This window comes from Thermohalobaculum sediminis (assembly GCF_023487995.1).
GTDB classification, from domain to species: Bacteria; Pseudomonadota; Alphaproteobacteria; order Rhodobacterales; family Rhodobacteraceae; genus Thermohalobaculum; species Thermohalobaculum sediminis.
This window is the reverse complement of the sequence record NZ_JAMFKN010000002.1, coordinates 412,902-436,553: the sequence shown is the minus strand read 5'-3', so window position 1 is coordinate 436,553 and position 23,652 is coordinate 412,902. Positions and strand designations below refer to the sequence as shown.

23 protein-coding genes are annotated in these 23,652 nt (G+C 69.3%); 16 read left to right on the top strand and 7 right to left on the bottom strand.

The features are described 5' to 3' along the window. Positions 1 to 126: 126 nt before the first annotated feature. Complete coding sequence (locus M1105_RS05980) at positions 127 to 504, top strand: hypothetical protein (RefSeq protein WP_249579432.1); 378 nt, start codon at positions 127 to 129, stop codon at positions 502 to 504. Between the two features lie 116 nt (positions 505 to 620). On the opposite strand, the gene leuB is transcribed toward M1105_RS05980, so the two are convergent. Further along, positions 621 to 1,733: a 3-isopropylmalate dehydrogenase gene (leuB, locus tag M1105_RS05975; protein WP_249579431.1), complete on the bottom strand. Its 1,113-nt coding sequence runs from the start codon at positions 1,731 to 1,733 to the stop codon at positions 621 to 623. Between the two features lie 185 nt (positions 1,734 to 1,918). Here leuB and M1105_RS05970 point away from each other — a divergent pair, with 185 nt between their 5' ends. Further along, positions 1,919 to 3,478, top strand: coding sequence for a sensor histidine kinase (locus tag M1105_RS05970; protein WP_249579430.1), 1,560 nt, complete (start codon positions 1,919 to 1,921; stop codon positions 3,476 to 3,478). A 25-nt stretch (positions 3,479 to 3,503) separates the two neighbouring features. Here the strand turns inward: M1105_RS05970 and M1105_RS05965 are convergent, their stop codons facing one another. Then, entirely contained in the window at positions 3,504 to 4,109 is a 606-nt protein-coding gene (locus M1105_RS05965) for an HD domain-containing protein (RefSeq protein ID WP_249579429.1), read from the bottom strand. Between the two features lie 163 nt (positions 4,110 to 4,272). Between M1105_RS05965 and ahcY the strand changes: the two genes are divergently transcribed. After that, positions 4,273 to 5,664 (top strand): adenosylhomocysteinase, encoded by a 1,392-nt coding sequence (gene ahcY, locus M1105_RS05960; protein ID WP_249579428.1) that lies wholly within the window; start codon positions 4,273 to 4,275, stop codon positions 5,662 to 5,664. 50 nt (positions 5,665 to 5,714) lie between these two features. On the opposite strand, the gene M1105_RS05955 is transcribed toward ahcY, so the two are convergent. From M1105_RS05955 to M1105_RS05945, 3 genes are all read right to left on the bottom strand, one after another. Further along, the gene (locus M1105_RS05955; protein WP_249579427.1) at positions 5,715 to 6,347 is read right to left on the bottom strand and encodes a class I SAM-dependent DNA methyltransferase; all 633 of its coding nucleotides are present in this window, start codon (positions 6,345 to 6,347) and stop codon (positions 5,715 to 5,717) included. A gap of 50 nt (positions 6,348 to 6,397) precedes the next feature. Next, positions 6,398 to 6,964 carry a carboxymuconolactone decarboxylase family protein gene (locus M1105_RS05950; protein ID WP_249579426.1) on the bottom strand — a complete coding sequence of 189 codons (567 nt, stop codon included), beginning with the start codon at positions 6,962 to 6,964 and terminating at the stop codon, positions 6,398 to 6,400. 154 nt (positions 6,965 to 7,118) lie between these two features. Continuing rightward, entirely contained in the window at positions 7,119 to 8,036 is a 918-nt protein-coding gene (locus M1105_RS05945; RefSeq protein ID WP_249579425.1) for a hypothetical protein, read from the bottom strand. Between the two features lie 290 nt (positions 8,037 to 8,326). On the opposite strand from M1105_RS05945, the gene M1105_RS05940 reads away from it, so the two are divergent. The 4 genes from M1105_RS05940 to M1105_RS05925 are packed head-to-tail and all read left to right on the top strand — an operon-like array spanning position 8,327 to position 12,364. After that, entirely contained in the window at positions 8,327 to 9,631 is a 1,305-nt protein-coding gene (locus M1105_RS05940; RefSeq protein WP_249579424.1) for a glycosyltransferase family protein, read from the top strand. Continuing rightward, complete coding sequence (locus M1105_RS05935) at positions 9,628 to 10,374, top strand: hypothetical protein (RefSeq protein WP_249579423.1); 747 nt, start codon at positions 9,628 to 9,630, stop codon at positions 10,372 to 10,374. The genes M1105_RS05940 and M1105_RS05935 overlap by 4 nt, the downstream gene beginning before the upstream one ends. Beyond that, on the top strand, positions 10,371 to 11,342 hold the full coding sequence (locus M1105_RS05930; protein ID WP_249579422.1) for a hypothetical protein: 972 nt from the start codon (positions 10,371 to 10,373) through the stop codon (positions 11,340 to 11,342). Before M1105_RS05935 ends, M1105_RS05930 begins: the two co-directional genes overlap by 4 nt. 59 nt (positions 11,343 to 11,401) lie before the next feature. Beyond that, on the top strand, positions 11,402 to 12,364 hold the full coding sequence (locus M1105_RS05925) for a hypothetical protein (protein ID WP_249579421.1): 963 nt from the start codon (positions 11,402 to 11,404) through the stop codon (positions 12,362 to 12,364). Between the two features lie 150 nt (positions 12,365 to 12,514). Here the strand turns inward: M1105_RS05925 and M1105_RS05920 are convergent, their stop codons facing one another. After that, a complete protein-coding gene (locus M1105_RS05920) occupies positions 12,515 to 13,342 on the bottom strand; it encodes an EAL domain-containing protein (RefSeq protein ID WP_249579420.1) in 828 nt (275 codons plus the stop codon). 261 nt (positions 13,343 to 13,603) lie between these two features. Between M1105_RS05920 and M1105_RS05915 the strand changes: the two genes are divergently transcribed. Genes M1105_RS05915 through M1105_RS05890 form a run of 6 tightly spaced genes read left to right on the top strand, consistent with a single transcriptional unit; the run spans position 13,604 to position 20,866 of the window. Next, the gene (locus M1105_RS05915) at positions 13,604 to 15,634 is read left to right on the top strand and encodes a chemotaxis protein CheA (RefSeq protein WP_249579419.1); all 2,031 of its coding nucleotides are present in this window, start codon (positions 13,604 to 13,606) and stop codon (positions 15,632 to 15,634) included. After that, positions 15,631 to 16,128 (top strand): chemotaxis protein CheW, encoded by a 498-nt coding sequence (locus M1105_RS05910; protein ID WP_249579418.1) that lies wholly within the window; start codon positions 15,631 to 15,633, stop codon positions 16,126 to 16,128. Before M1105_RS05915 ends, M1105_RS05910 begins: the two co-directional genes overlap by 4 nt. A gap of 11 nt (positions 16,129 to 16,139) precedes the next feature. Continuing rightward, positions 16,140 to 18,398, top strand: a complete 2,259-nt coding sequence (locus tag M1105_RS05905) for a HAMP domain-containing methyl-accepting chemotaxis protein (protein WP_249579417.1) — start codon at positions 16,140 to 16,142, stop codon at positions 18,396 to 18,398. Between the two features lie 3 nt (positions 18,399 to 18,401). After that, positions 18,402 to 18,914: a chemotaxis protein CheW gene (locus M1105_RS05900; protein WP_249579416.1), complete on the top strand. Its 513-nt coding sequence runs from the start codon at positions 18,402 to 18,404 to the stop codon at positions 18,912 to 18,914. 21 nt (positions 18,915 to 18,935) lie between these two features. After that, positions 18,936 to 19,784 (top strand): CheR family methyltransferase, encoded by an 849-nt coding sequence (locus M1105_RS05895; RefSeq protein ID WP_249579415.1) that lies wholly within the window; start codon positions 18,936 to 18,938, stop codon positions 19,782 to 19,784. After that, positions 19,781 to 20,866, top strand: coding sequence for a protein-glutamate methylesterase/protein-glutamine glutaminase (locus tag M1105_RS05890; RefSeq protein WP_249579414.1), 1,086 nt, complete (start codon positions 19,781 to 19,783; stop codon positions 20,864 to 20,866). Before M1105_RS05895 ends, M1105_RS05890 begins: the two co-directional genes overlap by 4 nt. A gap of 455 nt (positions 20,867 to 21,321) precedes the next feature. On the opposite strand, the gene M1105_RS05885 is transcribed toward M1105_RS05890, so the two are convergent. Then, a complete protein-coding gene (locus tag M1105_RS05885) occupies positions 21,322 to 21,912 on the bottom strand; it encodes a hypothetical protein (protein ID WP_249579413.1) in 591 nt (196 codons plus the stop codon). 144 nt (positions 21,913 to 22,056) lie between these two features. Here M1105_RS05885 and M1105_RS05880 point away from each other — a divergent pair, with 144 nt between their 5' ends. The 3 genes from M1105_RS05880 (at position 22,057) to M1105_RS05870 (ending at position 23,536) form a co-directional block, all read left to right on the top strand. After that, a complete protein-coding gene (locus M1105_RS05880; protein ID WP_249579412.1) occupies positions 22,057 to 22,347 on the top strand; it encodes a hypothetical protein in 291 nt (96 codons plus the stop codon). A 5-nt stretch (positions 22,348 to 22,352) separates the two neighbouring features. Beyond that, positions 22,353 to 22,727, top strand: coding sequence for a response regulator (locus M1105_RS05875; RefSeq protein ID WP_249579411.1), 375 nt, complete (start codon positions 22,353 to 22,355; stop codon positions 22,725 to 22,727). Between the two features lie 281 nt (positions 22,728 to 23,008). Next, positions 23,009 to 23,536, top strand: a complete 528-nt coding sequence (locus M1105_RS05870) for a 2,4'-dihydroxyacetophenone dioxygenase family protein (RefSeq protein WP_249579410.1) — start codon at positions 23,009 to 23,011, stop codon at positions 23,534 to 23,536. Positions 23,537 to 23,652: the final 116 nt, after the last annotated feature.

The window sequence follows — 23,652 nt, the reverse complement described above, 5'->3', positions numbered from 1 at the left end:
CGCAAGGGGACAAGGACGCCATCGCATCAGGTGCCCGGCCGTGGTTAATTGCGGGTTAAGGCGGGTTAAGATCGCGCGCCGCAGCGTCGATCCCAGCGCGCCGCTGCAAGATGACCGGAGATCCAGATGCCCCTGCGCCTTCCCGCCGCCCTCGCCCTCCTGCTCGCCGCCGCGACCGCCCTCGCGCCCGCCGCTCGGTCGGGGGACGCGGACGTGGTCGCGGCAAGTGCCATCCGCACCGGTGCCGCATGGCGCTTCGATGTGACCGTTGCCCATGCCGACGAGGGCTGGGACCACTACGCCGACGCCTGGCGCGTCGCCGGCCCCGATGGCGCCGTCTACGGCATGCGCGAGCTTCTGCACCCCCATGTGGACGAGCAGCCGTTCACCCGCTCGCTCACGGGCGTCGCAATCCCCGCGGCCGTGACCCGCGTGCGCGTCGAGGCGCGCGACAAGGTGCATGGCTGGGGCGGCGCGGTGGTCGAGGTCGATCTTGGCGGCTGAGCCGCGCGGCCTGCCCCCGCCCCGAGTCGCGTCGCGACATTCGGGGTGGGGATTCTGAAAATCGTTTTGAACCAGTCAATTGACCCCCCCTCACGTGTGAAAGTGGGGTGCTTGCGTCACGCCGCCGCGCGCGCGGCCACTGCCGCGATGATGGCGTCGCCCATCTCGATCGTGCCGACGGTCCGCGTCCCCTCGCCCGACCCGAGGTCCGGCGTGCGGAGCCCCTGCGCCAGCACGTCGTTGACTGCGGCCTCGATCATCTCCGCCTCCGCGGCGAGGTCGAAGGAATAGCGCAGCGCCATCGCGAAGCTCAGGATGCAGGCGATCGGGTTGGCCTTGCCCTGGCCGGCAATGTCCGGGGCCGAGCCATGCACCGGCTCGTAGAGCGCCTTGGGCCGGCCGTTCGCCATCGGCGCGCCGAGCGAGGCCGAGGGCAGCATGCCGAGCGAGCCCGTCAGCATCGCCGCCGCGTCGGACAGCAGGTCCCCGAACAGGTTGTCGGTCACGATCACGTCGAACTGCTTGGGCCAGCGGACCAGCTGCATGGCACCGGCATCGGCGTACATGTGGGAAAGCTGGACGTCCGGGTATTCGGCGTCGTGCACTTCCTGCACCACCTGCCGCCACAGCACGCCCGATTCCATCACGTTGGCCTTCTCCATCGAGCAGACCCGGTTCGCCCGCTTGCGCGCAAGCTCGAAAGCCGAGCGCGCGACGCGGGCGATCTCTCCCTCGGTATAGCGCTGGGTGTTGATGCCGACCCGCTCGTTGCCCTCGGTGTGGATGCCGCGCGGCTCGCCGAAATAGATGCCCGAGGTGAGCTCGCGGATGATCATGATGTCGAGGCCGGCCACCACGTCCTTCTTGAGCGACGAGAACTCGGCCAGCGCGTCGAAGCATTGCGCCGGCCGGAGATTGGCGTAGAGGTCCATCTCCTTGCGCAGCCGCAAGAGCCCCCGCTCGGGCTTCACGCTGAAGTCGAGGATGTCGTAGTTCGGCCCGCCGACCGCGCCCAGCAGCACCGCGTCGACCGACTGCGCCTTCTCCATCACCGCGTCGGTGAGCGGCGTACCGTGCACGTCGTACGAGGCGCCGCCGATCAGATCCTCGTCGATCTCGAACGGCAGGCCGCGAACGGCCTTGAACCAGTCGATCAGCTTGCGGACCTCGGTCATCACCTCGGGGCCGATGCCGTCGCCGTGCAGGATCAGGAGTTTCATGGGGGTCATCGCGCGCTCTCCGGACAGGATTTCGCGCGCGGTTTTGGGCGATCCGGGCGCGATTGGCAAGGCCCGGCTGCGCAATGGTGGTGCAAGATCAGGATTCTGGTAAGCTTCATCGGGGACCATGCTTCCGGATGGCGTGCGGTGGGTCGAAGGGATGCCCCGCGGGCATGAGATGTGCGTGTGAGTGAATGACCCTCGGAATTGACCAGCGTGTCGGCGGACCCGCGCTCACCATGCCGGGCGAGGTGCTCGATCACCTCTCGGACGGCATCATGCTGTTCGACGCCGAGCTGCGGGTCGTCGGCTTCAACCGCGCCTATGCCCGGATCTTCGAGCTAGGCCCGGACGAGCTGGGGCCGGGCGACACGCTGGAGACCGTGCTGCGAACCCTCGCGGGCCGCGGCATGCTCGACCTCAACCCCGGCGGCAGCGAGCACGAGATCGCCCGGCGGCTCGCCGGCTGGCGCTTGCCGGAGAACCGGCTGGAGACGCGGCGGCTGCGCAACGGGCGGCTGATCCGCATCACACGGCGCGACCTCCCGGATGGCGGGATGATCAGCATCCATGTCGAGCTGACCGAAGCCGCCGACCGCGAGCGCGAGCTCGAGCGCCAGCGGGCGCTGATGGCCAGCATCCTGTCGAATATCACCGATGGCGTGGCGCTGGTCGATTCAGCCTGCCGGTTCATCGCGTTCAACGACCGGTTTCTCGATCTTTACCGTGTGCCCCGCGGCGCGGTGCAGTGGGGCGTGCATTTCTCGGAGCTTGCACGCCATTTCGGCGACCTCGCCGCGCTCGGCGAGGCGCGCCGCAAGACCGAGATAGACCGGCGCTACCGCTTCCTCTCCGATCCCACGCGCAGCCGCGTGGTCCGCAACCTGTTCGACGGGCGCACCATCGATGTGGTCAAGTCGATCCTTCCCGGGGGCGCTGCGGCGGTGCTGACGCTGCGCGACGTGACGACCGACCTGCGTCGCCGCCGCGAGGTCGAGGAGGCGCGCCGCGAAGCCGAGGAGGCGAGCGAGCGCAAGACCTCGTTCGTCGCGCATCTCAGCCACGAGATGCGCAACGCGCTCAACGGCATCCTCGGGGTTGCCGCGTTGCTGGAACATGCCGAACTGGGCGCGCGCGAACGCGCGCAGGTCGGGCTGATCGCGACGTCCGGGCGGATGCTGCTGCGGCTGATCGACGATGCGCTCGACTTCAGCCGCATCTCGGTCGAGACCTCGACCATTCGCGAGGAGCCCTTTTCGCTGATCGACCTGCTGGACGAGTGCTTCGCGCTGGTCGAGCCCGCGGCGCGGGAGAAAGGCCTCGAGTTGTGCCGCGCCTTCGGCTCGACGCCCCTGCCGGCGCTGCTGGGAGACGCGGTGCGGTTGAAGCAGATCGTCCTCAACCTGCTGACGAACGCCGTCAAGTTCACCGAAACCGGCCACGTCTCGCTCGGGCTCGGCGCCGACCTCGGGCCGAACGCGGCCTATGTCACGCTGTGGGTTGCCGACAGCGGCATCGGCATCGCGCCCGACCAGCGAGAGGCGATCTTTGGCGAGTTCTACCAGATCCGCGACCGAACGGCTGGCCGCGCGGGCGGCGTGGGGCTTGGGCTTGCGATCACCCGACAGCTGCTGGCGGCGATGGGCGGCAGCATCCGGGTGGACGACGAGTCGCCGCAAGGAACCCGCTTCACCATGTCGTTGCGCCTGCCCTTCGCGCGCGACGACGATGCCGAGGCCCCGCAAGACGCGTGAGGGGGCAACAACCCGGCCGTCCCCGTCACGCCCCCCGGTGCCCGGGCATTGCCTTGGCGAGCGTGGCGAAACGGGCGAGGAGGGCTTCCTTCACCTCGGTGATCGGGCGGGGCGCTAGCCGGATCTCCCGCGCCCAGGCCGCGCGCGGGCGGGGGAAGAACTTCGCCGCCTCGGCCTCGGTAAAGCCGGCAAGCTGGGTCGCCTCGAACCAGGCGGCGAGACGGTCGGCGCGCTTGATCTGCTTCTCCAGCGCCTCGGGCGTGACGGGGGGAAGGCCGAAGCGGATGTGGACGGCCGCCATCAGCCGCTGCTCGAAGGCCTTGTAGTCCAGTCCAAGCGCGGCCTTGAAGGGCGAGATCATGTCGCCGATCACGTATTCCGGGGCGTCGTGGAGGAGCGCGGTCAGCCGCTCGGCCACGCTCGCCCTGGGTTTCAGCGCGCCGAAGATGCGCTCGACCAGCAGCGAGTGCTCGGCCACGGTGAAGGGGTGATCGCCCAGCGTCTGCCCGTTCCAACGCGCGACGCGCGCGAGCCCGTGGGCGATGTCCTCGATCTCGACGTCGAGCGGCGAGGGGTCGAGCAGGTCGAGCCGCCGCCCCGACAGCATCCTCTGCCATGCCCGCGCCGTCATGCCCTGCCACCCCCGCCGTCCCGCTGTGTCATGCGCCCTCCCGTCTCACTCGGCTTGACTATGGGCAGATCGCTTCATTGTCGAGACGGGGCGGGGCTGCTATAGCCGCAGCCGGAATTCAGGGGCGCCCGGCCGGGCCGCCCGGTCACGCAAGGAGCAGTCGATGACCGATTACGTCGTCAGGGATCTTGGCCTCGCCGATTACGGCCGCAAGGAGATCGCGATCGCCGAGACCGAGATGCCGGGCCTGATGGCCTGCCGCGCCGAGTTTGGCGAAGCAAAGCCGCTGAAGGGCGCGCGCATCACCGGCTCGCTGCACATGACGATCCAGACGGCGGTGCTGATCGAGACGCTGACGGCGCTGGGCGCCGAGGTGCGCTGGGCGTCGTGCAACATCTTCTCGACCCAGGACCATGCCGCCGCCGCCATCGCCGCCGCCGGCATCCCGGTCTTCGCGGTGAAGGGCGAGACGCTGAAGGACTACTGGGACTACACCGACCGCATCTTCCAGTGGCCGGATGGCCAGCCCACCAACATGATCCTCGACGATGGCGGCGACGCCACGATGTACATCCTTCTGGGCGCCCGCGCCGAGGAGGGCGAGGACGTGCTGTCGAACCCGGGCTCGGAGGAGGAGGAATACCTTGTCGCCCAGATCCGCAAGCGCATGGCAGCCAGCCCCGGCTGGTTCACGCGCCAGCGCCACGCCATCCGCGGCGTGACGGAGGAGACGACCACGGGCGTTAACCGGCTCTACCAGCTGATGGAAAAGGGCCGCCTGCCCTTCCCGGCGATCAACGTCAACGACAGCGTCACCAAGTCGAAATTCGACAACAAGTACGGCTGCAAGGAATCGCTGGTCGACGGCATCCGGCGCGGCACCGACGTGATGATGGCGGGCAAGGTCGCGGTGGTCTGCGGCTATGGCGACGTGGGCAAGGGCTCGGCCGCTTCGCTCAAGGGCGCGGGCGCGCGCGTGCTGGTGACCGAGATCGACCCGATCTGCGCGCTTCAGGCGGCGATGGACGGCTTCGAGGTGGTCACGCTGGACGAGGCAGCACCCCGCGCCGACATCGTCATCACCGCGACCGGCAACAAGGACGTCGTGACCGTCGATCACATGCGCAGTCTCAAGGACATGGCGATCGTCGGCAACATCGGCCACTTCGACAACGAGATCCAGGTGGCCGCGCTGAAGAACTTCAAGTGGACCAACATCAAGCCGCAGGTGGACATGATCGAGTTCCCCGACGGCAAGCGGATGATCCTCTTGTCGGAGGGGCGGCTCCTCAACCTCGGCAACGCCACGGGGCATCCGAGCTTCGTCATGTCGGCGAGCTTCACCAACCAGGTGCTCGGCCAGATCGAGCTCTACACCAAGGGCGCGCAGTACGAGAACAAGGTCTACGTCCTGCCCAAGCATCTCGACGAGAAGGTGGCGCGGCTGCATCTGGAAAAGCTCGGCGTGAAGCTGACCGAACTCAGCGACAAGCAGGCCGACTATATCGGCGTGAAGCAGACCGGGCCGTTCAAGCCAGACCACTACCGCTACTGAGTCAGGACGCGCGCGGCACGGCCCCGGACCCCGTCCGGGGCCTTTCGCATTCAGCGTCGGTGAAAGACGGCCACCAGCGCGCGGTCGGCGGCATGCTCATGCGTGGCGCCGCGGTAGATCGGCGCGCTCGCGAAGTCGATGGGCGTGATCCGGCGCTCGGCCACCAGCATGGCGAAGGCCGAGCCGAACCCCGCCTTGTCGAACGCGTCCGCCTTGATGCCCAGCACGAACAGAGCGCCTGGCGCGGCGATCCGCATCAGCTCGGGCAGGCAGGCCGGGCCGACATGGCCATGTGTGAAGGTTCCGGTGCTGATGAAGCCGGAATAGGCGCCGTCGCCAATCATCTGCAGGGGCCGGGTGAGGTCCGCGACGATCCGCCTGCGATAGAGCCCCTTCGCCTCGGCGACCGCCAGCATCTCGGCGGAGATGTCGATGCCGTCGATCGTGACCCCGGGCAGCGCCTCGGCCACGAGGCCCGTGCCGGCGCCGATGTCGAGGACTTGGGCGTGCGCGGCGCTGCCGCGCTCCGTGAAGAGCTTCGCGACCTCGGCCGGAAAGACGTAACCATGCGCCGCGGCGAAGTCGCGGTCGTAGTCCTGCGCCCATCCGCCGTAGAGCCGCACCGAGTCCTCGGGCGTCTGCAACGCATAGGCGGCGTCGAGGCTTGCGTCCGTCTCCTTCATGCCGCCGAGCCTAGCACCCCGATCCGGCGCGGGGAACCGGTTCGGCGCGCTCAGTCGGCCCGGTCCCTCGGCAGACCGATCATCGCCAGCATGTCGCTGTAGCTCCCGGCCCGCGCCTTCTCGGGCGAAAAGCCCGGGGGCGCCACGTTCTCCTTGAGACCCGCGCCTTCCAGCAGCCGGTTCATCATCGCGTAGACGCCGGTGATGAAGATGATGTCGTTGATGCCGTTCTCGGACCAGCCGGCCGACAGCAGCGCGTCGAAATCCGCCTGTGCCACCGCCCATGGCTCGCGCGTCAGCTTGGCGGCATAGGCCAGCGCCGCGGTCATGCCCGGGCGCAGGCTCGGATGCGCGGGATCGACGCTCATCTCGCCGAACACGCCGTCGTCGATGCCGAAGGCGCGCGCATAACGGGCATGCGCGGTGAAGCAGTAATGGCAGCGGTTCAGGGCCGAGACATGGGTGGCGATCAGCTCGCGCTCGCCGACCGAGAGCTCCGAGTCCTCGCCGCGGCAGAGCGCGTCGTGCAGGTGCAGCAGCGGCGCGATCCCCTTCGGGAAGCGCTTCCACAGCGCGCTGAGGTGATGCTTGCCGGGGAGCGAGGGATAGAAGCTCATGCGCCGTGCCTTCCGGGGCCGCATGCCGCGCGGCGATCGCCGGTGCCCGGGGGAATTCCCGGCCGGAAGGGCAAGCTAGGGCGAAACCGCGGGCCGCGAAAGACGACGGGCCGGGGAAGCGATGCCCCGACCCGCGTATTCTCTCGCTGCTCGCTCAGAAGTGAACGACGAGGTCCGTCAGAATGCGCCAGCCATAGACGTGATCCTTGTCCTGGAGCACGTTCACGTCGGCGCCGACGCCGAACATCACGTTGTCGGTGACGGCGTAGCGGAAGCCGCCGCCCAGCGTGAGGATGGTCTCGGGTTCGTCCGAGGCGAGGTCGAACAGGTCCGCGCCGGTGAGCTTGCCGAGCACCGGGCCCGCGAGCTGGTCGCCGCCGTCGATCGGCGCGAAGAGGTTCATCTCGAGCATCGGGTAGAAGCCCGGGAGCACCTCGTAGTCCGCGTGCAGGGCGGCGAGGAAGGTCGAGGTCCCGTCATCGGTGAACGAGATGTTGGCACCGACCATGCCCTGCAGCTGCATCTTGTCCCAGATCTTCGCGGCCGACACGAACGGGTTGAAATACCCGCCGGCATGGCCGTTGAGGTCGATCCCTGCCGTGTCGATGTTGCCCACCGGAATCGTGTAGCGCAGGCCCGGCGTCACGATCAGGCCCGAGGCAGGATCGCTGATCAGCGCGTATTTCACGCCGACCGTGATGTCGTTCCAGCCATCCGCGTCCGGCAGGACGTTGTCGAAGTCGAGCCACGAATAGCCGTCGGTTGTCGCGATGATTCCAAGCCGGTCATTGACGGCCAGGCGCGCCTGGATCGCTGCCACGTTGACGTTGCCGCCACCGGTGACGAAATCATCCGGGATATCGTGATAGACATAGATCGGCCGCACCTCGGTGGTGATGAAGGGCGACTCGTTAAAGATCGGGTTGGTGATCGGCGGGCGGTAGTTCTTGAAGCCACCCTCGCCGAACGAACCCTCGAGTTGCAGGCCGAATGGACCTTCCGCCGTGGCGGGCGATGCGGACAGGGCGGCGGCCAGCACGGCGGCTCCGGCCGCGGCAGTAGCACCTCTCATTGTCGTTCTCCGTTCCTTGATGTACCCCGGCGCCACAATCTCCCCGTTCGGCGCCGCGTGAAGCTTTTGCGACCGCTGGGACCGACCGACCTTGATCTCGATCAGATGCGCCTTTCGGTCGCACAAGAAGTCACGTTTTCGTGGCGAGCCGCGAGGACTTGCCGCGCTCGATTCGTCGCGGCCCGGATTTCGGGGTTGCCTCGGGCGCGCGGCGGCGACAGGGTCTGCGCGGGAGGTCGGGCGGAGCAGGTCGCATGCCGGGCCTTGCCAGCGGCGCGCGGAGTCGATGGATGATCAGTCTCTACACCCCCATCCTGCCGCAGCGTACGGGGACGGCGGACTACGCGAACCTGATGCTGCGCGACCTCGCCCGCGCAGGGGTGCCGCGCGGCCGCCTGCGCGTCGTCGTCGACAGCGACCGGATCGACGTCCTCGAAGCCAGCGTGCCGGGCGGGTACGAGGTGCTCTCCTACCGCGCGCTGCCCAATGTCGTCGCCCCGGGCGACACGGCGGTGTTCTTCGTCGCCAACAACGAGCATCACGGCTACATCCACGCCACGCTGCGCGATCTCACGACGTTGCCCGGCGGCCGGGTGATCGCGGTGGTGCACGAGCCCTGCTGCGCGATGCTGCTCGACTCGCCGGCATTCCAGCACCGGCATGGCTTCACGCTCGAGTCGCTCAAGGCGGCGCTCGCCAACCAATACGGCGCGATGACGCCGGTGTTCCTCTCGCAGTTCCGCGACGGCTGGCTACCCGACATCTTCCACTACACCAGCCACGCGCTCGGCCATGTGCTGACGAAGGCGGACGAGATCTGGACCCACAGCATCTTCGCCGCGCTCAAGCTCTCGCTCGAGTCGGCCCTGCCGCCCGAGACGCTGCCGCGCTTCCGCCTGGTCGAGCATCCCGATTACGACCCGCCCCCAGCGGAACCGGCGCTGGCCGCCGCGGCTGTGCCGGAGGAGGCGGCCGATCGCCGCTTCGTGGTCGGCGTGTTCGGCTGGGTGGCGCGGCCCAAGCGCGTCATCGAGGCGATCCGCGGCTTCCACCGCTTTCTCCTGAAGCTCGACCCGTCGGAACTGGACCGCGTCGAGATGCGCGTCGTCGGCGCCTTGCCCGACCCGCGCCATTACGACCCGCGCGGGGTGGCGGCCGAGCTCGACCTCGGCGACCGCGTCTCGTTCCATGATTTCGTCGAGGCCGAGACGTTCCGCCAGCTCCAGGCGAGTTCGACCGTCCAACTCAACCTGCGCTTCCCGTCCTGCGGCGAGACGAGCGGGACGCTGAAGGGCGCGAGCCAGAGCGCGATCCCCTCGATCGTGACGGATTATCAGGCGTTTCGCGAGAGCGACGCCGACGAGGCGGTGGGCTTCCTGCCGGGCCGCGAGGTCGGCGAGATTGCCGACGCCCTGTTCCGGCAATACGAGATCTGGGCGGGCCGCACCGCGCCCGGGCGGCGGCGCGTCGTGCCGGCGCCCGTCCGCCAGCGCCTCGACCGGCTGCTCGCGGGGCTCGCGATGGAGCGGGGCCCTCTTGATGCGCCGGCGGTTCGCGACATAGATGACGGGGTGCGGAGGATCGGAGCGGCATGAAGTTTGGCCTCGGAGGAAAGACCGCGCTGCCGGCGTTCAGCGGAGGGTCGAAGGTCACGGCGCTCGAGCGCAAGCTCGAGCGGATGGAAGCGCGCATCGCCGATCTCGAACAGCGCCTCGCCCGCAGCGAGACCCGCTTCGAGATGTCGGTGCGGTTCTTCGAGCACCGGGTCGACCAGATCTATGCCCGGATCCTTCCGGTTCTGGGGCGCGAGACGGGCCTGTTCGCCGGACCCGACGAGCCGGTGGCTGCCCCGCCGCTTGCGGCTCCCGCCGCCCCGGTCGCTCTGGCGGCCGATGCGCTCGACTGGGCGGCCGACGATTCCGGCGGGTTCATCCGGCCCGGGCGCTATGTGGCCCCCCTTGCGGATGCCGGCTTTCGCCTCGCGCTCGGTCTGGTGGTCGAGCGCGACGGTGTGATGGAACTGCAGGCCGGCCAGCGCGGCGCGGCGGTTTTCGGCCCCTACAAGCGCCTCTCGCCCGGCTCCTACCGCTTTCGCTGGATTCTCGAGCCGGCCGGCGCGGACGACGAGGCCGTCGACCTGGGGTTCGATCTCTACTCGCCGAGCACGGACCGCGTTCTCGCGCAGACGAGGCTGACGGGGCCGGTCGACGGCGAGCGGCTGGTCGAGTTGCCCGTCACGGTCGGCGCAGAGTTGAGCGGGTCGGTCTTCGAGCTGCGGCTCCATCAGCATGGCGGGGGGGCGGTGGGCCTCGTGGCCATCGAGGTCGAAAGGACATGACCAGCTCCCGCAGGCGCGCGATCCTGCATCTCGGGTTCAACAAGACGGGGACGTCCTCGCTCCAGGACTTCGTCGCACTGAACCGCGAGCGGCTGCGGGAACGCGGCATCTGTTATCCGAAGGCCGGCTCGGACGGTGTCGCGCATCATCCGCTCGCCGAGGCGCTGCGGGCCAACGACCGCGAGGCCCTGCGCCGGATCCGGGACGCCCTGTCCGCCGAGGCGGCGGCTGGCGAGGACCTGCTGTTCTCCAGCGAGGCGCTGGCGTCCGTGACGGAACTGGACGCGCTGCGAGATCTTCTCGCCGATTTCGACGTCACCATCGTCGCCTATGTGCGGGAGCACACCAGCCATCTCGTGAGCTGGTATCAGCAGGACATCCAGATGAGCGACATGTCCTGCTCCTTCCGGCAGTATGCTTGGCAGAATCGCCGCGTGTTCGGATGGCAGCTGGAGTCGTGGCGCAAGGCGTTCGGGCGCGAGCGGATGCAGGTGCGGCTCTACGATCGGCGGGTTCTCGCGGATGGCGACATCGTTGCCGATTTCATGGGCCTTGTCGGCGTGGGCGACCGGGACGGCTGGCAGCGCAAGCCATACGAGAACAACCCGTCGGTGACCGGTAACCTGCTGTTCTTCAAGAAGCTCTGTAACTGCTTCGGGGGGCCGGAGCTTCGCGCGATCACGTCGGAGATCCAGCAGCTCTCCAAGCTCAGCCCGCGGTTCCGCGGAAATCTGCACGTGCCCGAGGCGCTCGTCGCAGACATCGTCCGGCAGAATTCCTCCGATCGCGAGATGCTGCGCGCCACCTATGGCATCGAGATCCCGGAGCGGAAGGGGGCGCTCGACGGCCAGCCGATGCCGGATGCCGCGACGCTGCGCGAGGACTGGGACCTGGTCTTCGGCGCGGCGCGGGAGGGCGACATGGCATTCGCGCGGCTGCTCGCGCCGTTCCGCATCGTCGGCGTCTGAGGGGCCGTAGAAGCCCGGAGGCCGCGCCGGCCACGGCGATCATCTGGAGAGACAACGACATGCGCCGATGCATTGTCCATCTGGGCTGCGAGAAGACCGGCACCACGAGCGTGCAGGCGCATTTCGCGCGCAACCGTGCCGGCTATCGCGCCGCGGGGGTCCTCTACCCCAAGACGGGATGCGATCCGCGTGGGTCCGTGCACAAGCGCATCAGCGGCGCCATCCGGGGCGAGCCGCCCGAGGTCGAGGCGGAGGTCTTCGAGGCCCTCGCTGCCGAGGTTGCCGGGGCCGGGGGGTGCGGCACGGTCGTGCTCTCGTCCGAGTTCTTCCACAGCCAGTTCCGCCGCCACGCCCGCATCGCCGCATTGCGCGACGCGCTTGGCGCGATCTTCGACCGGGTGGAGCTGATCCTCTATGTCCGGCGTCAGGACCGGATGGCCCTGAGCATGCATTCGACCGCGCTGAAGGGCGGCTGGACGGCAGAGAAGAATCCGCTCTCGGTCCGAAAGGGCAAGGGCGACTATTACTTCGACTTCGCCGCGATCGCGGACAACTGGGCGGGCGTGTTCGGGCGGGACGCGCTCAAGGTGCGGATCTATGACCGGAGGCTGCTGCTGAACGGCAGCATCGTCGACGATTTCTGCAACATGGCCGCCGTCCCGCGGCTCGAGGGCGCCGACGAGCCGGTCCTGAATGCCTCGCCCTCGTGGCAGACGCTCGAGGTGATCCGGCTATTCAACGCCGGCGGGTGCCGCGAGGACGACGCGTTGCGCCAGATGCTCTGGCGGCGTCTGTCCGAGCAGGCGGGCGAACGAATGCCGCTGCTCTCTCGCGCGCAGGCCCGCGAGTTCCTCGCGCGGTTCGCCAACTCGAACGAGCGGCTGGCGCGCGAGTATCTGGGCATGGACGCGGCTACGCCCTTCGACGATGACTTCTCGGACTATCCCGAAGAGCGGCCACAACTTCGCCCGGCCGAGATCGTCGAGCGTCTCGCAAGCTGCCTCGCGAGGCGCCCGGCCTGAGGCCGCGCGACGCAGGCGAAGCTCCGCGCGGCCCTTGCGCGCAAGAATGACATGGCGCTGTTGCCATGTCGGTGCCGGCTCGCCGCGCCCCGCGACGCGAAGGAGCGGCCGATGGCGCGTGCAGAGCATGTGGTGCGGCTGGGCATCCGCTCAGGCGCTTGCTCCCTGCACAAATACCTCGGACGGCCAGGTGTTGAGATCGAGCCATTCGACGAAGCTGTCCTCGGGCATCGGGCGTGCGATGGCGAAGCCCTGCTGGCCGTCGCAGCCGACCTCGGTGAGGAGATCGATCTGGATGCGCGTCTCGACGCCCTTGGCGATGATCGAGACGCCGCGCGACTGCGCCAGGCGGGCAAGATCCTGCAACCGCTGCTCGGCCGCGTCGTCCTCGCCCAGGCGGCCGACGATGGCCATCGCGACCTTGGCGGTGGCAAAGCCCACCCGGTCGAGCACGGCCGGATCGCAGGGCCCGGCGCCGAAATCGTCGAGGCAGACCTCGACGCCCAGTCCCTTGAGCCGCCCGAGGGCGGTGGCCGCGACGCCCGCGCGCGCGCCATGCAGAACGTCCTCGGTCACCTCGACGGCGATCTCGCGGGGCGAGACCTGCGCGTGGTCGAGCGCCCAAAGCATCCGGTCGAGCACCGCGCCCGAGCACAGCTCGTCGCCGGTGAGGTTGAACGACATGCGCCGCGGCGCGAGCCCGCGGGCGCGCCACTCGGCCAGAGCGGCGAAGGCCCGGGCGTGTAGCGCGCCGCTGACCACCGCCAGCGTGTCGGTGCGAATCGCCTGGGTGATGAAGGCACCGGCCGGAATGACGCCGGCGACCGGGTCGTCCCAGCGCGGAAAGGCCTCGGCCGACAGCAGCGCGATGCCGTCCGTGTCCATCACCGGCTGGAACCATGGCACGACATGCCCCGCTTCGACGGCCGCGGCGAGGCGGTCGGGAAAGGTCTGGTCGGAAATCTCGTTGCTCGGCACGCGGCTCTCCTTGTGCTTGTTCGCGGCTTGAAGGGGGACCCGCCTTTGCGGCCGGGCGGCTGCTGCGGCCAACTGCTCGCATCACGAGATTAAGAACCCGTTTTCGCGGCCATGCGCCGGACATGACCCCTGCGCGCCGGGCCGAGCGCCGGCTTAAGCCAGTTTTAGGGTTCGCGTCGAATGATGCCGCCGAACCGCCCCCGGTGACGAGGCTGCGCACGATCCGCGCTTGCTGCCGGGCCGCATGCGACGGAGGCCGAAGTGAGCGCCGGACAAAGCCCGATCGACACCTTTCTGAGCGAGGCTGCCGAAATTCTCGAATCGCTCGAGGGGCATCTCCTCGAACTCGAGGCCGCGCCGGACGATTCCGAGCGGATCGGTGCCGTGTTCCGCAACCTGCGCACACTGAAGGGCTCGGGCGAGATGTTCGGGTTCTCGGCACTCGCCCATTTCGTGCACCGATTCGAGAACGCCTACGACGCGGTCCGCGCTGGGCGTGCCCGCGTCACGCCGGGGCTGATCGACGTCTCGCTGCGCGCGCGGGATCACATCGCGCGCCTGATCGAGATCGGCACCGATCCGGTCGAGAACGCGCGGATCGAGCGGGCGCCGGAAGCGCGCACGCTTGTCGAGGCGATCGACGCCTGCCTGGGTGCCCCGGGTGGTGCGGGCGATTCGTCTTCCCCGGCGGGCCGGGCGACGCCGGGCCAGCCCGCAGGCGCCGGTCCGCGGCGCTACGAGCTGACTTTCGCCCCCGGCCTCGATGCGCTTCGCAACGGCATGCGCCCCGCCATGCTGTTCGACGAGCTCGCAATGCTGGGGCAGACCGAGATCGCCTGCTTCACGGACGAGGTGCCCTGCCTCGACGAACTGGACCCCACCGCGTGTCACCTCGCCTGGAAGATCCGGCTGACCACCGACCGCGGCCGCGCGGCAATCGAGGATGTGTTCATCTTCGCCGATGACGGGGCCGTGACCATCGGTGACGCGGGTCCCGCGGAAGGCACGGACGGCGGCGCCGGGGCCGCAGGCGTGCCCGCCGCGACCACGCAGATGCGCACCATACCCTCGGCCTCGGCCGCGCCGGATCCCGATGGGCGCGGCGCGGGTGCGGGCGCCGCGCGGACCGAATCGGTTCGCGTCCAGTCGTTCCGCCTCGACCAGCTGATGGACCAGCTTGGCGAGCTGGTGATCGCGCAGGCGAGGCTCAACCGGATCGCCGACCAGATGCGCGAGCCCGGGCTCACGGGGGTGGCGGAGGAGATCGAGCGGCTGGTCACCGGGCTCAGGGATGCCACGCTGTCGATCCGCATGCTGCCGATCGGCATGGTGTTCGCGCGCTTCCGTCGACTCGTGCGGGACCTGTCGGGCGAGCTTGGCAAGGACGTTCAGCTCGTTACCGAGGGTGGGCAGACCGAGCTCGACAAGAACGTCATCGACAGCCTTGGCGAGCCGCTGGTTCATCTGATCCGCAATTCGGTCGATCACGGCATCGAGACCGTCGAGCGCCGCCGGGCCGCCGGCAAGCCCGAGCAGGCGACGGTGCGAATCGTGGCCGAGCAGCTTGGCGGCGAGGTTCTGGTCCGGATCACCGATGACGGGGCCGGCCTCGACGCCGCGGCGATCCGCGCCCGGGCGATCGAGCGGGGCCTTATCGCCCCTGATGCCGACATCGCGCCCGAGGCGCTCTATCAACTGATCTTCGAGCCGGGCTTTTCGACCGCCAGGACGGTATCGAACCTCTCCGGGCGCGGGGTCGGCATGGATGCGGTCCGGGCGGTGATCGGCGAACTGCGCGGCACGGTCGAGGTGCATTCCGTGCCCGGTCGGGGGACCACGGTCACGCTGCGCCTGCCGCTGACGCTCGCGATCATCGACAGCCTGCTCGTCCGCGTGGGCAAGGGGGTCTTCGTGCTGCCCCTGCCCAGCGTGATGGAATGCGTGGAGTTGCCGGCGGCGGAGGCGGGGCGCGAGAGCGGCCGCTCGATCCTGAAGATCCGCGACCAGCTGGTGCCCTTCGTCGAGGTCGGCCACCTGTTCGGCTTCGAAACCGACCCGGCGCGGGAGGCGCGGATCGTCATCATCGCGGCCGAGGGCAAGCGCGTCGGCCTCGTCGTAGACGACATCATCGGCCAGCACCAGACCGTCATCAAGTCGCTCAGCGCCTACCACCGCGACATCGCGGGCCTCGCCGGGGCGACGATCCTCGGGGACGGCTCGGTTGCGCTGATCCTCGACCCGCCCGCGCTGGTCAAGAGCAACCCCCCGATTTCGCTGGAGGCCGCGTGGTGACCCATGCCCCGCAAGCTAGCGCGTCGAGCCGGGAGGGGTCGAGCCTCGTGCTCACCTTCTCGCTGCAGGGCGAGACATTCGCACACGATGTCGCGCGCGTGCACGAGATCATCGACCCGCTGCCGATGACCCGCGTGCCGCGCGCGGATCCCTTCGTGCCCTGCCTGATCAACGTGCGCGGCGCGATCGTCCCCGTGGTCGATGTGCAGACCCGCCTGGGCATGCGCCGGGCTGCCGACGAGAAGGCGATGCGTCTCGTCGTGATCGAGGTGCCGATCGACGACGAGGCCACCAAGGTCGCGATGATCGTCGATGGCGTCAACGAGGTGATCGAGATCGACGGCTCCGCCATCGCGGAGATTCCCGAACTCGGCTCGCGCTGGCCCGCGGATTTCATCCGCGGGATCGCGCTGAGGGGGGATGAACTCGTCGTCCTCCTGAACACCGAAACCCTCTTCCGGCCCCGCCGCAGCCCGGCCCGGACCCTCAACTGAAAGGTTCTCGCGTGAAACTCTCCATCAAGGCCCGCCTCATTGTCGTCTTTGGCATCGTCATGACGATGTACGGGGCGTCGAGCTTTCTCACCCTCGAGCAGACCTCGCGCGTGCAGCGCGACGTCGACGCGCTCGGCGACCGGGAGATCGTCAAGCTGAGCCAGGCGCTCAGGATCGAGACCGCGGCGACCGCCACGATGCAGCACATTCGCGACTATGTGATGACCCCCGATCAGGCCGCCTCGACCGAGGCGGCGGCGCGCGTCGACCAGGGGTTCGCCGCGCTCGATGCGCTCGTCGCGGGCATGGAGGCCCTGCTTCTGGCAGAGGAAGAGCAGGCCGAGATCGCACGCGTCAACGAGGCGCTGCGGCTGTTCCGCGACTTCGAGGATCGCCTGCGTCCCGTCGGTCTTGCCAATTCATCGTTGCAGGCGCGCGCGAAGAGCCAGGAAGAGGGTGGAGCGCTCCACGCAACTGCGGTCGCGGAGAGCGAAGCCTACCTCGATGATCTGGGCGCGCAGCTCTCGCGCCTCGGCCGGTTCCAGGGGGCGCAAGTTGCCGGGCTCGAGGCGGCAATCGGCGCCGCGCTGGACAATCTGCGCGCACTGCGCTCGATCGAGAAGGATCTCCTGCTTGAGGTCCATGCCGCCCACATGGCGCCGGTTGTCGATGCGATCCGCGCCGAGCAGGCGGGCCTCGCCGACACCCTTGCACGGGCGAGGGCCGCCGCCCGGCCCGAAGATGCGGCACCGCTCGAGCGGATCGAGGCCGCGGTTCGCGCCTATGGCGGCGTGCTCGACGACGTCATCGCGCTCACCCTGGACGACACCAACCGCCGCGCGCTCGACATGATCGCAGCGGATGGCGACCCCGCCTACGAACATCTCCTCGAGGTTGCGGAAGACTTCGTCGCTTCGATCGAGCATCAGGTCGCCGGCGTCCGCGCCGGCGTCGCCGGCGACTTCCAGCTCGTGCGCAAGATCGTGGTGGGCTTCGGCGTGGCGGCTGCCCTCGTCGCGCTCATTGCCGCGATCTGGATCGTCGTCACGATCACGCGCCGTCCGCGCGCCGCGGCCGCTGTGAGCGAACAGGTCGCGCGCGGCAATCTCGACACCGAGGTCGACGCGAGGACCGGCGACGAGTTCGGCGCCCTGCTCGGCGCAATCGACCGCATGGTCAAGGCGCTGCGCGAGACCACTCAGACGGCCGGCGCGATCTCCGAGGGCGACCTCACCGCCGAGTTCCGTGCGAGCTCGGATGAGGACCAACTCGGGATCGCCGTGGAGCGGATGCAGATCCGGCTGCGTGAAGTCATCGCGCGGGCGAGCGAGAACGCCTCCGGCGTGGCCGCAGGCGCGTCCGAGCTGAGCGCGACGGCCGAGCAGATCAGCAGCGGCGCGAACCAGCAGGCGGCCGCTGCCCAGCAGGCCTCGGCGGCGATCGAGGAGATGACGGCCAATATCCGCCAGACCGCCGACAATGCCGCCGAGACCGAGCGCATGGCCGACCAGTCCGCCGACGATGCACGCCAGAGCGGCGATGCCGTGGGGCGCGCGGTCGAGGCGATGAAGACGATCGCCGACAAGATCACCATCATCCAGGAGATCGCGCGGCAGACCGACCTGCTGGCATTGAACGCCGCGGTCGAGGCGGCACGCGCGGGGGAGCATGGGCGCGGCTTCGCCGTGGTCGCCTCCGAGGTGCGCAAGCTGGCCGAACGCAGCCAGCTCGCGGCCTCCGAGATCAGCCAGCTCTCGGGCGAGACCGTCGAGGTCTCGACGGTCGCCGGACGGATGCTGGGGACGCTGGTTCCCAACATCCAGCGCACGGCGGATCTGGTTCGCGAGATCTCGGCCGCGACCCGTGAGCAGAACATCGGCGCCGAGCAGATCAACCAGGCGATCCGGGATCTCGACCGGATCATCCAGCAGAACGCGGCGGCCGCGCAGCAATCGGCGGCGACGTCCGAGCAGTTGGCGGCACAGTCGCAGCAGATGAATGGCGTGATCGGGTATTTCCGCTTGCCACCGCGCGACGCCGACGCTGCGCACGCCACCGGGTCGCCCCCCGGCTCGCGGCCTCCGCTGCTGTCTGGCGCCAGCGCTGGGGCCGAGAACGATCGCATGGCGGTGGCCGCGCGTGGCGAGGCCGCGATCCGGCCGACCCATCGGCCGCACCGCCCGGCAGCCGCCGGCGCGATGAACGGGATTGCACTCGATCTCGGCGGCGCGCGGGTTTCCGATGACGATTTCCAGCCATATCAGGCGTGATCGATGACAACCGGCTTCGTCAGATCGTCGCCTGCGGGCGAGTTGGCCCCGAACGGCGCAACCTATGTGGTCTTCGACCTTTTCGGACAGACCATGGGGGTCGATGTGCGCCACGTCCGCGAGATCCTGGCTCCGCAGGAGATCGCGCGGCTCCCCGGCGCACAGCCCGAGGTTACCGGCGTGATCGATCTCAGGGGACGTTGCGTGCCGATCGTGGACCTCGCGTCGGGCTTCGGCATGAGCCGGGTCGAGCCCGGCACCGACGCGCGGATCGTCGTCTTCGACATCGAAGCGGGCGAGCGCCGGTGTCAGATCGGCGTGATGGCCGACCGGGTCCGCGACGTCGTCTGGATCGAGGGCGCGCGGATCGAGCCCGCATCGGGCCGCGGCCTCGCGGGATGGGACGGGCCCGGGTTGCTCGGTGCAACGCGCCGCGAAACCGGCCTGGTTTTCCTGATCGACATCAAACATTTCCTTGCCGCCCGCTGCGATGCGGGCCTTCTCGAGACGGCCTGAGATGAGCGGGGGGGCTCCGTCATGCCAGCTCAGAGCGGATCGGGGATTTCCCGCTCTGATGTCCTGCGGCTCGCCGCGATCGCGCTCCGCGAGTCGGGGCTCCGCATCGACGAGAGCAAGGCCGATTTCCTGCTCGCCCGACTCGGCAGTCGCATCGCCGAGCTCGGCCTCTCGAGCTTCTCCGACTATGCCGCGCATCTCGAAAGCGCGGGTGGCGGCGGCGAGATGAGCCGTTTCATCGAGAGCATCACGACGCACACCACCGAGTTCTTCCGCGAGCGCGCGCAATATGACTGGCTTGCAGCGCAGGGCATCCCTTCACTCTGGTCCGCCGGCGTCGGGCGCAGCCGCGACCTCGTGGTGTGGAGCGCCGCCTGTTCGACAGGGCAGGAGCTCTATTCGGCTGCGATGATTCTCGAGGATCTCGCCCTGCGCGCGATGCGTGGGCTGCGGTGGCGGGGGATCGGCACCGATATCTCGCGAGCGGTGCTGGAGCCGGCCGCACTTGCGGTCTACCGCATCGACGAGATCGGCGCGATTCCGTCCGGCTTTCGCGTCCAGTCGCTGCTTCACGGGCGGCGCGACCCGCGCCTCGTGCGGTTCCGGCCGGAGATCCGGCGTCGAACCGAATGGAGGCGGGCGAACCTCTGTGTCGCGGGGGACCTTGAAGGAATCCGCTGCGACGTCATCTTCCTTCGGAACGTGCTGATCTACTCCGACGCCGAGATGCGACGGCGCATCCTCAGGAATGTCGTGGCCTGCCTCCAGCCGGCGGGATACCTGCTGACCGGGCATTCTGAGCCGATCGAGGCGGCGAGCTACGGGCTCGTCTCGCTCCGCCCGTCGGTCTATCGGAAGGCGGGCGGATGACGGAGCCCGGACGAAAGCGGCGCGTCCTTGTGGTCGACGACTCGGCGGTCGTGAGCGAGGCGCTGCGTAGCATCATCAGCGCCCATCCCTCGCTCGAGGTAATGGCCTGCGTGAACGACCCGCTGCAGGCGGCTGAACGCCTTCGGCACGAGATCCCCGACGTCATCATCCTCGACGTCGAGATGCCGCGCATGGACGGGCTCATATTCCTGAGGCGGCTGATGTCGCAGCATCCCATTCCGGTGGTGATGTGTTCCTCGCTTCTGGCAGAGGGGTCGAAGACGCTGATGGAGGCGCTGGAGGCAGGAGCCGTCGACATCGTCAAGAAGCCGCAGATGGCGACGCGCCAGTTTCTCGAGGACTCGGCGATCCGCATCCAGGATGCACTGATCGCGGCCGCCCGTGCCCGGGTCGGGCTGCGGCGTCCGCCCTCGCCACCCTCGCCGCGGCTCGGCGCAGACTTGGTCGTGCCCGCGACGCAGAGGCGCCCCGTGATGCGGACGACGCAGCGGATCGTCGCGGTCGGCGCCTCGACCGGCGGGACCGAGGCGCTTCGCTTCCTGCTCGAAAGCATGCCGGGCTACGCGCCGCCCATCGTGATCGTCCAGCACATGCCCGAGCAGTTCACCTCGGCCTTCGCCGATCGGCTGAACGGGCTCTCGGCGATGACGGTGCGGGAGGCACGTGACGGCGACCGGCTGATCCGCGGGCAAGCCCTGATCGCGCCGGGAAACCGCCATCTGGTGCTGCAGCGAAGTGGCGCGACCTACTTCGTCGAGGTCAGGGACGGCCCGCCCGTGAATCGCCACCGCCCATCGGTCGATGTGCTGTTCCGGTCGGTCGCGGCGGCTGCCGGCGGGAACGCCATCGGGATCATCCTCACGGGCATGGGCGATGACGGCGCGCGCGGTTTGCGTGAGATGCGGGACGCAGGGGCGCGAACCCTCGGCCAGAACGAGGCAAGCTGCGTCGTCTACGGCATGCCGAAGGAGGCGAAGCGCCAGGGCGGCGTCGAGGAGGAAGTGCCGCTCGCCGACATCCCCAAGCTGCTGCTCAAGCTCGGCGCCGAGGAAGCCGCCTGACGGCGCAGGGCGACCGCAGGCCACTCCCGGCACCAAGCTCCGGCACCGGCACGGGGGGCTGAGTGCCGTTGCACCGACGGGGGGCGCTCGCCGAACCCGCAATGGCCCGAGGGCCGCCGGAGCCCGGAAGGCATCGGGGCGCCTCTCGCGCTCGGCGCGGAACCGGCCATGGCCGTATTGCCGCGCCCGGCTCGCGTCGCGTCGGGTTTGCCATACCAGCCTGGTCCTCGGCCCCGGTGCGACATCTCGGGCGGTCGCCGCGCCGCAGCCGCAGCACGTCGCGCCGGGGCGCCTTGCGATCCGGGCCCCTGTGGCAGCCGTGGTGCCGGAATGCCCGCGCGCGGGTGCGCGCGGTCCGCGCTCAATCATCTCCCGAGCGCGTCGTGCGGCCGCGCGACGCGATGACCGGAGTTCGCGCTGCCGTCATCCGGCCCCTCGCGGCCCGGCCTGCGCCGTCAAGCCAGCGCGCGGGCATGCACCTCCCGCTCGGCATCCATCGTGTAGAGCGCGGTGAGCCATCCCAGATCGGCGCGGCTCGCCGCCTCCACGATCATGCCGCCGGCATGGCCTGGATCGACCTGCCGGCCGAAGGCGTCGATCTCCCGCGCCAGCCCCGACAGGAGCGCGGCGTCGAGGCGCATTCCCGCGACGCTCACGGCCCCCGCGCCATCGCCGACGGCATTCGAGATCGGGACGAGCTCCGCCTCGATCTGGTTGACGACCCCGGCGAGCGTCTCCCCCAACGATGCGAGCTGGCGCGCCATGATGCGCGCGACCGCGAGGCCGTCAGCGCCCTCCAGCGCGTCGTGGCGCAGGGCCATCGCCTCGACATGGGCAAGACGCTGGTCGCTTGCGTCGGCTGCCTGGAGCGCCACGGCAAGCCGGCCCACCGGGGCTGCGAGCCTTGGCGACGAGCGGCCAAGCGTCGCGCGGAGCGTGGCGCTCGTCTCCAGCATCGCAGTGAAACACGCGGCCAGCCGCGCGCGCAGCGTCCCCAAGGCCTCGGCCGCCGCCATCGGGGATGGGGCGTGATCGGGTGTCGTCATGTCTCTCTCCTCGCATCACTAACACCGCCGCGCGCCGGGCCCGACCCGCGCGCGGCGCGCCGGCCTCTGGCGGCGCGCGGCACGTTAGGCAGCAATTCACGAATTTCCGGTTATCCCGGACGAAGCGCAGCGAGGGAGGACGGGATGACAGCCGCGGGGAACGAGCCAGCCGGGCGCGAGCCGGAGACGCTGCAGATTCCGCCCGACCTCCTGCCGTCGGAGGCGGACGCGGTGCGCGTGGCGCTTCTCGAACGGCTGCGTGGTGGCGCGCCGTGCGATGTCGAGCTTGGCGACGGCGCGGCATCGCCCACCGCGCTGCAGCTTCTGGTCGCGGCCCGGCGTATGGCGCTCCGGGACGGCATTCCGGCCCGCGTCGGCGCGCGTGCCAGCGCGGCGCTGGCGCAAATCGGGACCTTTGAAAAGATCGGAGACTGAACGCGATGGCAAAGACGATCCTCGCCGTGGACGATTCGAAAAGCATCCCCGAGCTCGTCCGCTTCGCCCTCGAACCGATGGGCTATGGGGTCGTTCTGGCCGAGGACGGCGTCGAAGGGCTGGAGCGGCTTGGCGAGGGCAAGGTCGATCTCGTGATCACCGACCTCAACATGCCGCGCATGGACGGGCTCGAGTTCATCAGCGCCGTCCGCCGCGATGGCCGCTATGCCGGCCTGCCCATGATCATGCTCACCACCGAGGGGCAGGCAGAGACCATGCGCTCTGGCAAGCAGGCGGGCGCCTCGGGGTGGATCGTCAAGCCGTTCAACGATTTGCAGCTCGAGATGACGGTCCGAAAGTTCATCGGCAAACCGGACTGAGCGGTGCTGGACACAGGCCCGGAAGCCCGGCCCGTCGAAGGCTCCCAAGCGATCGGGCAGCCGCCGGGCCGTCCCTATCGTCGGTCCGGGCCTGCCGCGTCGCGCCCGTCCCCTCGGCGTGTCGCAGAGACGGCAGAATCGGGACTTCGCCGCATCGGCCGATGGCGTTTCATGCCCTGGCGCGGCAAGCTGGCGGTGGCCAGTCCCGGAACTCGGCCCCGCGTGACGGGGCGCGCGCTGCCGGGCTCGCGCCTTGGACGACAGCGGATGCGAGACACATGATGACCGGCACACCTGACACCCGTGCGATCGCCTATCGCCATCCGCAACCGACGGCGATGGTGCCCGACCTGTTGACGGGCGGTGCCCTCGACCTCGACGCCAACCCGGAAAGCTGGGTGCCGCAGGCCGAGGGGGTCTGGTTCCGACCGCTCCTGCTCTCGGTGTCAGGCGGCTATTACGTCAATCTGCTGCGGGTGCGGAAGGCGGGGATCCTGTCGCGCCACCGGCATTCGGGCCCCGTCCACGCCTTCACCCTGCGCGGCGCGTGGCACTATCTCGAGCATGACTGGATCGCGCGCGCCGGCGATTACGCCTTCGAGCCACCCGGCGAGACCCATACGCTCGTCGTGCCCGAGGGGGTCGAGGAGATGGTGACCCTCTTCCACGTCACCGGAGGTTACACCTATGTCGACCCGGACGGGGTTGCCTGCGGCTACGAGGATGTCTTCACCAAGCTCGACGCCGCGCTCGCCCACTGCGAGCGGAGCGGCCTGCCGCGCGCGTGCATCAACGCCCTGATCCGCTGACCCGGGGCGAGCTGCTCTCCGATTTGCCGACGCAATGGTGTCGTGGCATCGCCGCCCGGCCCTCGGCGGCGTGCGCGGTGAAATCGATTTTCGCAAAAATTGGCCAGACCAGTTGA